Here is a 14980-nt window from a genome sequence, read left to right as displayed (position 1 = left end):
GATTAATAATTAAGCAACCCAACCTATTTTAATAATTAATTGTAGCAAATTAAAAATAACTCTATTATAATCGCAACCCTACTAATTAAGTAGCACTTCTCAATATGGCCCCTTAGCTCAGTTGGTCAGAGCAGTCGACTCATAATCGATTGGTCACTGGTTCAAGTCCAGTAGGGGCCACCATTTAAAGCATTTATAATCAATCATTTACGACTCGAAATCTTGGTGCTTGATTATTAATTTTCTCAGAGTGGGACCAAAATGAGACCATGTTTGAAAATTTGCTTAAATGGTCAGCATTTAAATGAGCATATTTTTTCACCATCTCAAGTGTTTCCCATCCACCCATTTCTTTTAAAGTGAATAACGGTGTTCCAGCTTGAACATGCCAACTCGCCCATGTATGACGTAAATCATGAAAATGGAAGTTTTCAATTTCTGATAAATCGCAAGCACGTTTAAAATCACGGCGATCAATGTCATAAATACGTTTACTTGTTGATCGAGTAAATACATAATCACTACTTTTAGATAAAGAGTTAATTAATATAATCGCATCTCTATTAAGAGGTAATGGCCTTGCTCGTCCAGATTTCGCATTTTCATTTGTAACAATTGCAATGCTTTTTGTTAGATCAATGTTAGCCCATGTCAAAGATAGTATCTCACTCATTCTTGCTCCAGTCATAAGAGCAAAAGAGCAAACATTTTTCATCCAATCTAAATTTAAATTTGAAATTAAAATATTGGCTTTTTCTTTTGTGATCCACCTTACTCTTATTTTGGGTTCATTCATTCTTGGAACATAAGGAACGGAATCTATCCAACCTATTTTATGAGCAAGAGAAAAAGCCCTTAGTATTGATGCTCTATACCTATTTTTTGTGCCGTTAGATATAGGTTGTTTGGTGGTGGCGTGATGTGTTGGGATGTTATCCATAATCTTTTCACCAGTAATATTTGATAGAAACTGTCCACCAAACACTGAGGTCCAATATCTAGCATGGGCCAATTTTGCATCATACCGTTTTTGTTCTTCACTATCTTTTAAAAATAGAACCATGATCTCTTCAAAAATATGATCTGGTTTTTTATCTAAATTAGACTCTAGCCATAGTTCATGTTTAATTTTATCATGATACTGCATTGCTAATTTTCTATCTTTTATCCCAGTAGATTTTTTAATTCTTTCACCGCTGGGTGTCCTGATGTCGATATAGTAGACATCATTCCTCTTGAATATCGGCATTTTTTACCTCCGTTATTGCCTTTTCCAAGAGCTAGCCTTATAACATTATTATGTTTTTTTCTGCTCTCGTCTACGTAATTAGCAATATCTTGTTTCGTTGCGCGCCAAACCCCTCCAACTTTGAACATATGATATTTGGCTGGGTTTGATTTAATTGTGTTTTCGGACAATTTAAGTGCTTCTGCAACTTCTTCTTTGGTAAGTAGCTGATCCACAATTACACCTCCTGCAACTCAATATCATTTTTAGATAGTTTGCTATATTTAGTCATTTAAACCGTACCCCTGCTTTTAGTTCATCAATAGTCATAGTCATTTCCTTTAGATAATAGTAATCGCACACTAAATAATCAGCGTGAGAATATTCGTAAAATTAATAGGATAGGGTGGATATCAAACGAGTTATGAACAGATTCGGGGGATTAATTCGCTAATTTTATTATCTAACTCATCAAGTGTGATAAATTTTGAATTTGATAGCTTTTTATATAAGTTAATCCAATAAACAACCCATTTTCTTTGAGTGTTATTTGATGCTCTTAAATAATTTTGCATTTTTATTGATTCAAGGCTTTCGCCGTTACAATGAAGTTGCCATCGAATTAACGACAAAACGCTTTTATAAAGTTCTTTTGTGCCGTGTTCATATGAGCTATGTTTAGTAATAGCACACTGAGACAGATCATTAGGGTTAAAGTAATAATCAAACAGACAGCTCACACTAACATTATTTAGTAAAGTAATGGTTTTTCTGCTTGGAATTTTCATCATTCACTCCAAAGTTAACAAAAAACCGCTACATGAGCGGTTATATTTATAACAAATTAGCACTAAAACGGGATGGAATCGTCGTCAAAATGCGTTTCTGGTAGTGATGTTGGAGGTGGCACAATCGTTGATTGCTGTTTGTTAGGTTGATTAGATTGCTGTTGGTTTGAATCATCACTAGGAGAGCCTAAAATCTGTAATGTTCCACCAATAGGGTTGATAACAACTTCTGTAGTGTAACGATCTTGTCCTGATTGGTCTTGCCATTTACGACTCTGCAATTGACCCTCCAAATATACCTGCGTTCCTTTTTTAACGTATTCACCAGCAATTTCAGCTAATTTGCCAAACACAACAACTCGATGCCATTCTGTTTTTTCTCGATTCTCACCTGTTTGTTTATCTTTCCATGATTCGGAAGTTGCAACACTAAAATTTGCGACAGCATTACCATTAGGCATGATACGTACTTCTGGGTCTTGTCCTAAATTGCCCACTAGAATTACACGATTAACGCCTCTTGCCATTTTGTCTATCTCCTGTATGAATTTTTGCGTGTTCTGATGCTTCATCGGGGAATTTTTGCCAGTTTAATTTAGTCATAAAATTCGACTCCGTGTGCATCTATTCCATATGTGTGAACGGGAACTTTTTCTAATAAATATTTCGATGCATCGTTCTTAATTTGCTCCTCGACCTCTTCTTTACTGTTCGCCTCAATATCAAATTCATATTCCAGCTCAGTTAGGTATAAAAAGGAACCTCTAAATCTAGCCATCTTCTTGCTCCAGTTGTTTAATTAATACATCAATAAGCTCTATTTCTTCATTCAGGTAGTTAATATCATCTAACTTCATTTTTCTAACAGTTCTATAAGCATCAATTTGTTTAATATATATATGTTCATAATCAAGGCTACGAGTAAAAAATGTAAAATCCGCAGTATTGTTATCTATTACCTCTCCACTCATTACACACTCTAACTCCTCCACTACGGTATGAATCACACCCCCAACTTTTAATGTTTTCCGTTCTTCAGGTGTAATCATAATCACGCCTCAGGTAGTGGGATTTCATTAATTTCTTTAAGCCTTTCTATGTAAGCGCTTTCTGCTGCTGATAAAAACTCTGGATAATCACAAAAAATATTTCTTGCTGCTTGGATTAATTTTTCAAGCTTAGTTGTTAGCGTGGTTTCCTTAACTTTGGACAAATAATCTGACAGCCTATCTTCAAGTGCTTTATCTTGCGGTTCTTCATTTTTTGTTTGATTTGCAGTGTCCGCCTCATTTATTAACAGATTTGCATCAGGAGGAGTAATGTCTTTTACAGTTTTTCTTGCTTCTTCTAATTCGTCAGTTGAGTAAACCCCTAAAATAACTTCAGGACAGTACAATCTAGCCCAGTATTTGACGGCTAAATATGCTATTTGCTGTTTTGGAGCTGCTTTCCACAAAGGTGAGTTTCTGATTGTGACATTGCTTAAATATAATGGTTCTCCCCATGTTATATTTTGTTCACCTGTTAAAATAGCACCAACCTTAATGCCCAAGTTTAGTTTAATTTCATCATCATGCTTTTTATCTGTTTTTTGGAATGCGTCCCAGTTACCTATATATTCATATTTGAATCTGCCGTTAATAGCTCCAGATGTTACAATTACGGCATTTACTAACTGTGCTTCATAGCCAAGCGTTCCATTTACTATATGTGTTTTTTGAGCCACCGCAAAAGGGTTCATTTTCCATTGTACCGCTTGCATAGTTACCGCCATGCAGTCAGCAACATTACCTGCCAAATGCTTTGGAACTGTTGCTACTCCTTTCGCCATCACTTGCGAAAATTCTTGTATTCTCTGTAGCATTTGATGACTAAATACAGTGTTATTAACCTGTCCAATTGGTTGTTCGTGCTCTATAATTTCATTATTCATTGATAATTCATTAGTCATATTCATTTTTCCTTATCCATTGTGGTCTTTGAATTGTTTCTATACCGTCCCATTTATTGCTTTTTAAACAAGATGCATATGTAAAAAGATTTTCTCTATACAGTCTGTACCCAACATTTAAATCATGTTCATCAAGTTGAATTACTCTAACTGGATATCTACCGCAATCGATAACATCACTAACTGCAATAAATAAAAAAACAGGGTCGGAGTTAAATATTTCAGTATATCCATCGATATACATTGCTGCTTGAACGTGATATCGATAATCTTCAACACTTCTACCAAAATCATTAATATTACTTGTCTTTTTAACATCAACTATTATTGGTAAATCATTAATTATTTTGTCTGGTCTAATTCTGCATAGAACATTAGTTTCAAAATCAGTCCAGTAAATAGAAGATTCACAAATTCCGTCCATATCCAATAACTTCTTGGCATCAGGATGTGCAAAAGCACTCTCTTGCATAAGCCTTAACTTTCGTTCTTCTTCTTCAGTGATAATAATTTTTTCGGGTGAATAGTTTTCTTCCATAAATTGTTCGAGGTCTTTTTTACCTTGAGTTGTTCTGCGGTCAAATGGAGGTACTACAAGAAACCGTTCATCGAAGTGCTGAGGCTCTAAAAGAAGGCAGTGCAGGGCGGTACCAATGTCTAAAGCTTTCTTTTTATCTTCATCTTCTGGCGCTTTCTGTCGCCATTTGTAGATTGCAGGGCACTTTGCAATATCATCTAGATTGGACTTACTCACACCTTCGCCATTATGATAATCTTCATTAGATATATCGTAATAAATACCCTGTTTCATAACTTTATTCCAAATTTTTTAGAATACTCAAATCGAGCTTGAGAATAACAAATATCAATAATAAATTGATGATATATCTTTGCATCAACACTATGGTTGTCTAATTTTAATTTAAGTAATGCCAATATTTGCCAATCATTTTCATTACTAAAATTTCCCATTAGCTCATCAGCACGTTTATCTATCCACTCCTCTTGAGCATCTTGCATTTCAATATTGTTTAACATATTGCAGTAAGCGCTTTCGTAACCATTCTCAACCAATTTATGTAGCTGCATAATCACCTCGTTGCAACTTCAAACATCCAAAAAAATAGTCCAAATAGACAACCGAATGACAAAACAAAAGTACAGAATAAGGCGAACTTAATTTCGCTATCTGTTAATTCATAATCCTTGTGAAACCTATCTTTGATTTTCACATTAACAAAATCTTTATTAGTCATAATCACCTCGAAAAAAGCCCTCACGTGGAGGGCAATAGGATGTAGGATGTGCCGTCTTTCCGAGCTGTCAGTATTTGCTCAAACTCAAGCCCACTCACTGAATGGGCTTTGATTTGAATTTAATTAGCAATCCTTATTCACTAAAGAACTTGATGGCTAGTCGATCCCTTGTCGGGGCTAGGAGTGATTTAGTCGCTCACCCGATGCGTACTCTTATTGATTGCTTCCAAAACCGCTGTACTTTCATATGCCTCAGCTAGCTACTTGAATCTTCTTAACTTGTTAAATAACTCGTAGTCTTGTTTAATTTTGTTGTTAAGTTGATTTGTTTTGATGTGATAATATTACAATATGTAATTTTATATTACAAGATGTAATTACAAAATGTAATACCGTTAGCTTATTTTTTAACCGGTTAGTTAATATTTTGTTTGAATTTTAAGAAGTAAAATGAAGGTAATTTATTTTAAGAATGCGTAATTTTAATATGTATATATATACAGTATTATTGACATGCTCATAACCTGTGTTATTATAAATAAAAGCACCAAGGTGCTAATGTAGCAAGGGTTGAAGGGGCGGCTCCTTGTTATGGATTCCGCCCAGTGGGTGACTGGATGAATTGTGCAGGTAAACCACCGAGCAGGCTGAGAGGTCTGCACCTATTTTTTAGGAAGAGGATATTTTAATCTTACAGTCTGAGTTTTTATTTCTCGAGGTTTATTCTCTGATGGGTCATAGAAATACCATATATTGAGTTTTCTTTCGTTATGCGGAGTATCATGTTTAAGACTTTCCCAACCTAAATAGTTCGCTATTTTTTTCGACAATAAAACCTTTTGCTCACTACATTCATCGGCTTGGTAAGCGCTCATTATTGCACCAAGGAAAAAGTCAGCTATCTGTATATTAAATGATGCTTTAGAATCTTTTTCTTGAACAGACTTTATTACATTTTTTTTGAAAATTTTTTTATTTATAATATTATTTGCAATTATGTGAAATTGTTCATCAGCTTTTTTATAACTGAATGGAAGGGGATCGACATCTATCCTAAAATGACATTCCCTATTTGGATGCGCCTTAACTACGCTAATAACTTTGTTTGCAATTAAGCTAGTGAAATGTTTTTGCATAGCTATTTGATAGTTTCCATCATGATATGATTTATTAATCATCCCTTTTCGTACTATAATGCAATGGAATGCTAGCCATTGATGCTTAAAAAATAATTCAATCAATTCCTCAAAAAAAGCAAGATGCTTTTTGCTATTAGCTTTTTGCCATTTTATTTCATCTCTATGTCCATGTTTATTTTTTAGGTCTGATATTAATTTATAAAAGTCACCCCTTCGTTGATATTTCATCCACAATGAACCAAAGCCATAATACTTTTTGCCAGATACGCCTGATTCATCAGTAGCGATATGCCATATCAGCTTATTGTCAGATTTGCTCATAATCACCTTATTCTATTTTATTATAATAATCGGCGAAGATGTTAACCATGTTTCCTTAGTAGCATTGATTGACTAAGCATTACTTTCCCATGTATATAAAGTTGGTCAATTTCATCTTCGCTTATATCCCATTCTTTGTATTTTTTATTGTCAGATATAACAATTAGCTTATCTTTGATTATTTGTAATCTTTTTACATACAGGCTTTTACCAAAAGTAAATACATATATTCCATCGCCGTTAAATTCTTTTTTTGATATATCAACATAGATTGAATCGCCACTCTCAAATGTTCCTTGCATTGAATCACCTGAAATATTGATTACTTTTAAATTATTAGAGTCTATGCCTTTAAATAATATTTTTGCTTGTTCGCTGTCATATTCAATTAATTTAATCACTTCCTTCACATCCGAATTTAGGTAGCCCGCTCCCGCGCTAGCTGTAATATCTAAAACCTCAATTTGAAAATTATTTTTATTGTTTTTATTTTGTGTTTTATTTTCAGCCGCTGAGCCGTCAGCATTTATTGTTATTTCCTTGATACCAACAGCTTTTAATATAGATGCAATAACATCAGTATCAGGTTTTCTTCGACCAGATAACCAGTGAGCAATACTCCCTTGAGTTACACTCAATTTTTCCGCAAGACTTTCTTGTGTTTCACCAATATCTTGCATTCGTTTTTTAATTATATTTTGCCAAGTATTCATAAGCTCCTCCATCTTTAATTATTACGAACCGTATTAAATTAACAACTAACAAAACGTAATAATTGTTGAAATATTAAATTACATAATGTAATATTTATATTCATAACAGTAATTAAGGTATTAGTTATGAACAAAATTAAGGAATTTAGAGATAAATTAGGTATTACTCAAGAAGAATTAGCCAGAGCAATAAATACATCTCAAGGGGCAATTGCGCATTACGAAGTTGGTCGTCGAGATGTTAATTTAAAAACATGTCGAAATATAACGCAATTTTTTATCAGCTTAGGGTTGGACATCTCTTTAGATGATGTTTTCCCACCTGATGCAGCCTAATTAATACTATATGTAATAATTCAAATAAGGAAAACCACAGATGAAAACTAAAAATGTGGAAAAAAGAGAATTTATAACACCTTTACTAATCCGTAACGCATATAGAGCAATGATCACTAGTTTACCCGGTGGTTATGCCGAAATGGCGAGCGCTCTTACTTATACAGAAAATAGTTTATCTAATCGAGTTAGAGATCATGCAGGGCAGAAAGTGGATGTTGGGGCAGCATTAGAGATGCAAATAATTTCAGGAAGGAAAGACTTCGCTCATGCTGTAGCTCAATGTTCCGAAGGTGTCTTTATTCCTCTTTGTGGAGTGCAGGGCGTTGGTTGTGATGATTTAGGTCGATTATCGCGAATGATCGCTGCAAGGTTAGGCGATATTTTCAAGAAATTCGACAATTTCACGGAAGATGAAATTCTAGATAAAAAAGAGTTTAAAGAACTTAATGATGATGTTTATCAGTTAAATCAGTTGATGATGCAATTTTTAACTGCTGGTTCAGAACTTTATCCAGATGAATAAAAAACACTAATTGGAAAGGTGGCGCATGCAAATACTCAACCCAAAATCACAGCAAGAGCGAGTAATTGCCGTTTGTGGTGATGGGCAATATCGAACTCTTGAAGCTATTCAGCAAGAGATTAAACGGCGATTTAATCAGTTTGATACTACACCAGCTATAAGCGCAAGGCTTCGTGAAACTGCAAGATTATTTCGATATGGTTTTATGAAAGATAAATATCACAAAATCAATGAAAGAACAAAAAAGGCTTGTTATTACTACACATTAAAGAGGGTTAACTGATGAAATATCTATTTAATGAAAATCCTCTAGTTATTGACCGTGAGCTAGCTGTTGTTATTGGTTTAAACGAAGCCATGATATTACAGCAAATGCAATATTGGATAAAAAAATCAGAGCACAGTTATGATGGTAAAACATGGATTTACAACAGTGTTAGCCAATGGAAAAAACAGTTCCCTTTTTTTAGTGAATCAACAATAGGGCGAGCTATAAAAAATCTTGAGGAGAAAGGCTTTCTCTTTATTGGTAATTTTAATAAAGATAGGCGAGATCGTACTAGATGGTATTCAATTAATTACCAAAAGTTAGATGAGGTTATGAAAAATGCAATTAGTCAAAATGACGAATGCAATAAGTCAAAATGCTCAAATGCAATTAGTCAAAATGACAAGATGCAACAAGCCAATTTGACCACACCATTACCAGAGAATACTACAAAGAATACTACAGAGAATACTACAAATATTATTGCGGATAAACCGCAAAATCCAAAACGAGCATATCAGTTGCCAGATAATTTTAAGCCAAATGACCATCATCGAGACATAGCGCTAAATGAAAACGTTAATTTGGATACTGAATTTATTAAGTTTAGGGATTATTGCTTAGCTAATGGCAAAAAATATATTGATTGGAATGCCGCTTTTAACAACTGGTTGCGTAATGCTGGAGGTTATAAAAAAACAAATAAAACACCATCAAAATTCATGACCCTTGCCGAACGTAACAGGGCAGTTTTAGAGAGTATGAGGAGTTAATCATGGCAAAGATTACAGATGATTTTTTAGCTGTCATTGGTGGGCTTCTTGAGCTATACGGACAGCAAGCGAGTACAACCAAAGTTAATATTTATTGGTCAACGCTGGGTCAATACCCGATTGATTCATTGCGTAGAGCTGCTAACACGTGGGTACGTAAAAGTGAGTTTATGCCGAAGCCTGCTGATTTAATAAATCTTATGGGCAGATCGAGTAACCATTTATCACCTGACGAGGCTTGGGCAATAGCAATACTTGCCAGTGATGAAACTAATACGGTTGTTTGGACTAACGAAATAGCAAAAGCTTGGGCGCAAGCTGAAATTGTTTATAAAAATGGCGACAAAATTGGAGCGAGAAGAACATTTATCGAGGCTTACGAACGTTTAGTTAATGAATCAATGATGAGCGGAAGAATTTCAGAAGCATTTGTGTCACTTGGTAGTGATAAAGCAAAGCGTGCGGATGCAATCAATCATGCTGTTTTTACTGGTTTATTAACTCAAGAAAAAGCTAATTACTATCTACCAAAACCAGAAAACACTATCGCAATGCTTGAGTTTAAAGATGATCAAATTTCAGCAAAGAGTATGGAGCATATCGCTAACATTAAACAAATGTTAAAAACAGGTCGGGTTTGTGTTACGACGAGTTAATCACTGCCCACAGGGACGCTATCACATGCTAGACAAAATAGCATATGACTATGTTACAGCGATTAGAGAACACGGTGCAAATATAGCAAAAATTAAATATGAATTAGCAAAACTAGTTAAAAAATATTCTGAAGAAGAAAAGGCAAAATTAAGGAAGTTAATACAAAAATGGCTTACAAGATAACAGCAGAAATTAAAAAAGGGTGGCAAAGTTGGGGATCAATTGTTTTACATCGTGATTCTAAGATAACTGAAAAATCATTAATTAAAAAACTATCTACAGTTAAAACGCAATTCGGTAAATCTAAAGTTGATGTGCATGTGCGTAATTTTACATGTGAGAGGGTTTAGGTATGGATTATTTTTTTGCTGTAATGATTTTTATAGCTTTAACTTTAAATTTTACTTTACTGTGCGGATTGGTTGGATCAGGTGCAAGTTCATCAATTCTTGATTTATTTGACAAAAAATTTAAGCAGTATCGATTAGCTGGAGATTTGGCTAAAGCAGTAGAGAAAGCTAATAAGGACTTTAAAGCTGTGGTGATTATTCATGGTGATTATGAAATCTTAGTTGCTAGGAAAGTAAAAGGTTCAACCAATGACTAAATTAACACAGCAAGAGATAAACGAACTAAGAGAAAGTTTTGAAATAATTGTCTGTAAACAATTAGGTTCTACTTATATCGAAAAAGATTGTAATGGTAATTATGTTAATGATTATGTTCAGAATGAATGGATTAAAAACATCAACATTTTTGATTTGTTAAGCGATGACTAAATTAATACAGCTGAGCATAAGAAAAGAATTGGGTGAGCAAATAAAAATGGAAAAAAAGAAGATTTTTAAATTAGTTAGCGAAACAGTTAAAAACAATTTGATTGATTTTGTCCGTTCATTACCGACAGATAGTAAAAACCCGCTAGTAGTTTGCATTCAAGAAATGACCAGAACGTTAGAGCAAAACGCCCGTATGTGGGCAACATTAACAGACATATCCAAGCAGGTTGTTTGGCACGGTTTGACATTAACGGCAGAGCAATGGAAGCACGTTTTCACTGCAACGCTAAAAGGTCAAAAAACAGTGCCAAATCTAGACGGCACGGGCTTTATTGTTTTAGGTCAATCAACGCGAGTTATGAGTAAACGAGAGTTAAGCAACTTATTGGAACTAGCGTACTCATTCGGCGCAGAAAAAGGCGTCAAATGGAGTGAGAAAGCAAAATCTGATTTATTAATATTTGAATGGTATAAGAACCAATTATCAAAGGTGGCATGATGAACGACACATTAAAAACAATTGATGAATGTATAGAAGAAGCCGAGCAACTATTGGCATGGTTATATGAACAACGCAGAGAATACATAAATCAGAATAATTAAAATAAGGTTGATGATGAGCAGGATATTAAAAATTATTTAAGGGGCACATGATGAAAGCATTAATTTTTGCATTTTTTATGATTATTTTTATTACAGCAGGATTTATGTTTATGGCATATGTTGGCTGTGGCGGAGATTTTTTTAATAGGCATGTTGGAGCGGCTGGAGCACTTTCATTTCTTGCGAGCTTATCGTTTTCACCGTTATTTTTCTTTTTTTATGACGAATATATGGATTAAAAATGCCAAAAAAACACAAACTAATTAAAACAGGTTTTAAATGTCCGGAATGCGGCGGTGAATGCGTATATGACATGAATTTAGGTTTATTTGTTTGCAATCGTCCGTTAGTAAGTGCTAGTGGGGACGTCAAAGGCTCTTGTGGTAAGTTTTATATGAATAAAGAGAAAGCAAAATGAATAAAAAGCACAATATTAAAATGAAAAAATGCAAAGCGTGCGGTAAGAAATTTACATTATTTAATTCGCTGACTCAAGTTTGTTCAATTGATTGTGCTATTCAGTATGCAAAAAATAACAAAGTTCAAGAACGTGTTAGGCGTCAATTGACGAAAATAGCAAAAGAGAAAATTAAAACTCGCTCAGAACATCTGAAAGAAGCACAAGCTGCATTTAATGCATTTATTCGCGAAAGAGATAAAAAACAGCCATGTATTAGCTGTGAACGCTATCACAAAGGGCAATATCATGCAGGGCATTACAGAAGTGTGGGAGCATGTCCAGAGTTGCGATTTTGTGAGCTGAATGTACATAAGCAGTGTTCAGCATGTAACAATCATAAATCGGGGAACATCATTGAATACAGAATTAATTTAGTTAAAAAAATAGGGGCTGAAAAAGTTGAATGGTTAGAAGGACCTCATGAGCCAAAAAAATACACTATAGAGCAAATTAAGCAGATTAAAGCTGAATATAAATTTAAGTTAAAAGAATTAAGAAGAGGGGCGCAATGAGAGAAACTAAAGATATTTTGACTGCATGGAAAAATACCCGTGTTTTAAAGCGTATGGGGACAGAGTATCCATTTAAATCGGCAGGTATTGAAGGTGCGCCTCGTGATTTTGATTATCGTCAATACTTAACGGAAGATGAGGCACAGATTGTTGATAATGCTGTACTTAGACTTAAAGCTGATAATGTTGAGCGTTGGGCTATTTTAACTGCTTTTTATCTTCGTGAAATCTCTTGTAGTAAACAAGCGCGAATATTGGGTAAGCAAACAACAGAAATAACTAAAACATTACTTGCCGCAGAATGCTTTATTAGAGGTCATATCATCGAATTGTTTTCAAAAGTGGCATAGTTGTAATATGCTATATCTAATAATATGTAAATATAAATTATTTTTTTTATTGAGAGGTTATGACTTTGGAAGCTGTATTCATTAAACCGTATAGTTCCTCATTTTGTACAGAAGAGCTTACATTAGATAGAGCTTTAAGTAATAAAAAAAATAATATTGAAACTATTATTATTCCCGATGTAAATGTATTAATTGCTATGGAGAAATTGATCTATTATCCGAACACGAAGGAATCCTATCTGAAAAAAGGGATCTTAGGAATAATGTCATTTATGAATAAATGTACGGAACAAGAAATACCTATTTGGTGGGCTCCTTATTTTGCTTTGTTAGAAATGCCAGGCAAAAATGCGTATGATTGTTTTAATAATTTGAAAAAATTTGACTCTAAACATTTTAGGTGGGAGTATGAAGAATGTCATATTGATAATTCTACTTTTAACAAAACTCAAATAAGTAAAGAGTTTCCTTTAATTAATAATGAAGTTGAAAAAGAGTTCCTTGCACATTCATTTTATTGTTTATTATTAATTAATATTATTGAACGAGATTTAAGTGAATTAACCCCATTCAATAAATTGCTAGCTTATTTAAACTTAGTCGAACACAAGATTGGTCTTTTATCAATTAGGGAATTTATAATTGCTACATTAATTTTTTCACCTAAAAGTAAAGAAGATTTAGAATTTAATAAATTAAAAAAAGATATATGTGAAAATTTTGGATTTAAGAATAGGACATTAAATTATGATCATGATTTAAGTATTGCAATGATAAAAAAAGCAACAAATGGAGCAAGAGATCTCAGCTATTTGTCAATATGTTGCATGCTACATAATAATACAACAGAAAAACGAGATGTATGGTTAGCAACAGGAGATCTTAAACTTTTTGCATTTAATAAGTTTGTATATAGTATTGGAGGAAATGGGATGTTAGGAAAAAAAGCGGTAATAAATTTTCCGACTTGTAAAAATATTTTTTTCAATAGAGCAATAGTTGAATTTTCTTTAAGGACTTCTATGCGACAGAAATTAATAGAACAAGTATCTAATACAAGTATAACAAATAATATGATTAGGTCTTGTTATGAAATTATAGATTTAGCTGGCTCTAAATTAACTACTGAAAAAATTCCAAAATATGGGCAAGTAATAGCTACTCCATTTTCTATTTAATTAACTATTGACTACCAAAGTAAATTAATTGTATATTCTACATAGGTGCTCAACACACCGAAACAACGAGCGGACTTCCGCACCCGATAGATTAGCGGTTTTTTTACGTCCAAATTTTATGGTCGGGTGGCGTGCATAATACAATACCGAAAGGGAATAATGCAGGCTGTCTCGTTGCAGTGTTGAAGCACCCGACCTCCCTCAATCAACATGGGGGATAATAATAAAATCAACGAGGATGTAGATATGTCAATAACAAAATTAGAAACAATCCAGTTTCACAATCAACAATTAATTGTTCTTAATCACCAAAATAAACCGTATGTCGCAATGAAACCAGTTTGTGAAAATATAGGGTTAAATTGGGCAGCACAATTCAAAAGAATTCAACGTCATCATGTACTTAGTCAAGGTGTTGTCATGATGACAATACCCTCTAAAAGTGGTGCTCAAGAGTACATTTGTTTGCCAATTTCAATGATCAACGGTTGGCTTTTTGGTATTGAAACTAGCCGAGTAAAACCAGAAATTAGAGCAACACTAGAACAATATCAGCTTGAATGTTTCGATGTACTTTATAACCACTTTATGCCCAAAGTAGCACAACAACACCCTAATACAATCTCACTCGAACAACAACAGCAAATCAAGCAAGCTGTTAATGATCGTTCATATAGAACAGGTGAACATTATCAAGCAATTTACACCAAGCTTTATGAACAATTCAAAATCCCTCGCTATCAAGATTTGCCTGCCTCTAAATTTGATGAGGCGATTAAGTGGTTAGGTGGTATAACACTGAGGGATTATAAGGTAGTTAATATCGATAATTTAAAACGACAATACAATTATATAGCAACAATACAGGAATATTATTACAGAGTATTTGATTTATATAATGATTGCTTTGCTGATTTTTTAGAGAAAAACAGCCCACATCTTCACTACAATTTTTCAACAGCGCTTAATAAGATACAAGTTAATCTGAGTTTATCAATGAATTTTGTTCGTGGTGAATTACCAAGAATGAATTGCTAATAGTTTGCTGAACACTTTAGAAAACAAAAAAACACTTGACTGTTTAAACGTTTAAACAGATAATATGCCTATAATGCGGTTCAGAACGCATAAAATATGAAGCT

Annotated in this window: 25 protein-coding genes and 1 tRNA gene; 16 read left to right on the top strand and 10 right to left on the bottom strand. The window is 33.7% G+C overall.

Features of this window, described 5'->3' with window-relative positions; genetic code table 11:
- Positions 1-106 precede the first annotated feature (106 nt).
- Positions 107-183, top strand: a tRNA-Ile gene (locus J3U59_RS01350).
- A 16-nt stretch (positions 184-199) separates the two neighbouring features.
- On the opposite strand, the gene J3U59_RS01345 is transcribed toward J3U59_RS01350, so the two are convergent.
- The 10 genes from J3U59_RS01345 to J3U59_RS01300 form a co-directional block, all read right to left on the bottom strand.
- Positions 200-1249 carry a site-specific integrase gene (locus tag J3U59_RS01345; RefSeq protein ID WP_416379530.1) on the bottom strand — a complete coding sequence of 350 codons (1050 nt, stop codon included), beginning with the start codon at positions 1247-1249 and terminating at the stop codon, positions 200-202.
- Positions 1165-1464, bottom strand: coding sequence for a helix-turn-helix domain-containing protein (locus J3U59_RS01340; protein WP_267332656.1), 300 nt, complete (start codon positions 1462-1464; stop codon positions 1165-1167). The genes J3U59_RS01345 and J3U59_RS01340 overlap by 85 nt, the downstream gene beginning before the upstream one ends.
- A 186-nt stretch (positions 1465-1650) precedes the next feature.
- Positions 1651-2019: a hypothetical protein gene (locus J3U59_RS01335; protein ID WP_267332657.1), complete on the bottom strand. Its 369-nt coding sequence runs from the start codon at positions 2017-2019 to the stop codon at positions 1651-1653.
- 59 nt (positions 2020-2078) lie between these two features.
- Positions 2079-2543 carry a single-stranded DNA-binding protein gene (gene ssb, locus J3U59_RS01330; RefSeq protein WP_267332658.1) on the bottom strand — a complete coding sequence of 155 codons (465 nt, stop codon included), beginning with the start codon at positions 2541-2543 and terminating at the stop codon, positions 2079-2081.
- A gap of 243 nt (positions 2544-2786) precedes the next feature.
- Positions 2787-3065 (bottom strand): hypothetical protein, encoded by a 279-nt coding sequence (locus J3U59_RS01325; protein ID WP_267332659.1) that lies wholly within the window; start codon positions 3063-3065, stop codon positions 2787-2789.
- A gap of 2 nt (positions 3066-3067) precedes the next feature.
- Positions 3068-3967: a RecT family recombinase gene (locus J3U59_RS11945; protein WP_323849480.1), complete on the bottom strand. Its 900-nt coding sequence runs from the start codon at positions 3965-3967 to the stop codon at positions 3068-3070.
- The gene (locus tag J3U59_RS01315; protein WP_267332660.1) at positions 3960-4778 is read right to left on the bottom strand and encodes a PD-(D/E)XK nuclease-like domain-containing protein; all 819 of its coding nucleotides are present in this window, start codon (positions 4776-4778) and stop codon (positions 3960-3962) included. Before J3U59_RS01315 ends, J3U59_RS11945 begins: the two co-directional genes overlap by 8 nt.
- Positions 4775-5056 (bottom strand): hypothetical protein, encoded by a 282-nt coding sequence (locus tag J3U59_RS01310; protein WP_267332661.1) that lies wholly within the window; start codon positions 5054-5056, stop codon positions 4775-4777. Before J3U59_RS01310 ends, J3U59_RS01315 begins: the two co-directional genes overlap by 4 nt.
- An 829-nt stretch (positions 5057-5885) precedes the next feature.
- Positions 5886-6683, bottom strand: a complete 798-nt coding sequence (locus tag J3U59_RS01305; protein ID WP_267332662.1) for a DUF3800 domain-containing protein — start codon at positions 6681-6683, stop codon at positions 5886-5888.
- Positions 6684-6724: 41 nt separating this feature from the next.
- Positions 6725-7396, bottom strand: a complete 672-nt coding sequence (locus tag J3U59_RS01300; RefSeq protein ID WP_267332663.1) for a LexA family transcriptional regulator — start codon at positions 7394-7396, stop codon at positions 6725-6727.
- 126 nt (positions 7397-7522) lie between these two features.
- Here J3U59_RS01300 and J3U59_RS01295 point away from each other — a divergent pair, with 126 nt between their 5' ends.
- From J3U59_RS01295 to J3U59_RS01225, 15 genes are all read left to right on the top strand, one after another.
- Entirely contained in the window at positions 7523-7732 is a 210-nt protein-coding gene (locus J3U59_RS01295) for a helix-turn-helix transcriptional regulator (RefSeq protein ID WP_267332664.1), read from the top strand.
- Between the two features lie 40 nt (positions 7733-7772).
- The gene (locus J3U59_RS01290) at positions 7773-8258 is read left to right on the top strand and encodes a YmfL family putative regulatory protein (RefSeq protein ID WP_267332665.1); all 486 of its coding nucleotides are present in this window, start codon (positions 7773-7775) and stop codon (positions 8256-8258) included.
- A gap of 25 nt (positions 8259-8283) precedes the next feature.
- Positions 8284-8541 carry a hypothetical protein gene (locus J3U59_RS01285; protein ID WP_267332666.1) on the top strand — a complete coding sequence of 86 codons (258 nt, stop codon included), beginning with the start codon at positions 8284-8286 and terminating at the stop codon, positions 8539-8541.
- Positions 8541-9299 (top strand): hypothetical protein, encoded by a 759-nt coding sequence (locus tag J3U59_RS01280; RefSeq protein WP_267332667.1) that lies wholly within the window; start codon positions 8541-8543, stop codon positions 9297-9299. Before J3U59_RS01285 ends, J3U59_RS01280 begins: the two co-directional genes overlap by 1 nt.
- A 2-nt stretch (positions 9300-9301) precedes the next feature.
- Positions 9302-9955, top strand: coding sequence for a hypothetical protein (locus J3U59_RS01275; RefSeq protein WP_267332668.1), 654 nt, complete (start codon positions 9302-9304; stop codon positions 9953-9955).
- Positions 9956-9980: 25 nt separating this feature from the next.
- Entirely contained in the window at positions 9981-10139 is a 159-nt protein-coding gene (locus tag J3U59_RS01270) for a hypothetical protein (RefSeq protein ID WP_267332669.1), read from the top strand.
- A complete protein-coding gene (locus J3U59_RS01265; RefSeq protein WP_267332670.1) occupies positions 10124-10306 on the top strand; it encodes a DUF1187 family protein in 183 nt (60 codons plus the stop codon). The genes J3U59_RS01270 and J3U59_RS01265 overlap by 16 nt, the downstream gene beginning before the upstream one ends.
- Before the next feature lie 2 nt (positions 10307-10308).
- A complete protein-coding gene (locus tag J3U59_RS01260) occupies positions 10309-10563 on the top strand; it encodes a hypothetical protein (RefSeq protein ID WP_267332671.1) in 255 nt (84 codons plus the stop codon).
- Positions 10556-10735 (top strand): hypothetical protein, encoded by a 180-nt coding sequence (locus J3U59_RS01255; RefSeq protein WP_267332672.1) that lies wholly within the window; start codon positions 10556-10558, stop codon positions 10733-10735. Before J3U59_RS01260 ends, J3U59_RS01255 begins: the two co-directional genes overlap by 8 nt.
- Positions 10736-10781: 46 nt before the next feature.
- Complete coding sequence (locus J3U59_RS01250; RefSeq protein WP_416379542.1) at positions 10782-11234, top strand: recombination protein NinB; 453 nt, start codon at positions 10782-10784, stop codon at positions 11232-11234.
- 151 nt (positions 11235-11385) lie between these two features.
- Positions 11386-11577, top strand: a complete 192-nt coding sequence (locus J3U59_RS01245; RefSeq protein ID WP_267372800.1) for a hypothetical protein — start codon at positions 11386-11388, stop codon at positions 11575-11577.
- 175 nt (positions 11578-11752) lie between these two features.
- The gene (locus J3U59_RS01240) at positions 11753-12310 is read left to right on the top strand and encodes a recombination protein NinG (RefSeq protein WP_267332675.1); all 558 of its coding nucleotides are present in this window, start codon (positions 11753-11755) and stop codon (positions 12308-12310) included.
- A complete protein-coding gene (locus J3U59_RS01235) occupies positions 12307-12660 on the top strand; it encodes an antiterminator Q family protein (RefSeq protein ID WP_267332676.1) in 354 nt (117 codons plus the stop codon). The genes J3U59_RS01240 and J3U59_RS01235 overlap by 4 nt, the downstream gene beginning before the upstream one ends.
- A 59-nt stretch (positions 12661-12719) precedes the next feature.
- On the top strand, positions 12720-13838 hold the full coding sequence (locus J3U59_RS01230) for a hypothetical protein (RefSeq protein ID WP_267332677.1): 1119 nt from the start codon (positions 12720-12722) through the stop codon (positions 13836-13838).
- Positions 13839-14084: 246 nt separating this feature from the next.
- On the top strand, positions 14085-14876 hold the full coding sequence (locus J3U59_RS01225) for a phage antirepressor N-terminal domain-containing protein (protein ID WP_267332678.1): 792 nt from the start codon (positions 14085-14087) through the stop codon (positions 14874-14876).
- The last annotated feature ends 104 nt before the right edge of the window (positions 14877-14980 follow it).

Origin of the sequence: Gilliamella sp. B3783, assembly GCF_026536125.1 — a bacterium.
Lineage (GTDB): Bacteria > Pseudomonadota > Gammaproteobacteria > Enterobacterales > Orbaceae > Gilliamella.
The sequence above is the reverse complement of the archived record's forward strand: the minus strand, read 5'-3'. Positions and strand labels throughout refer to the sequence as shown.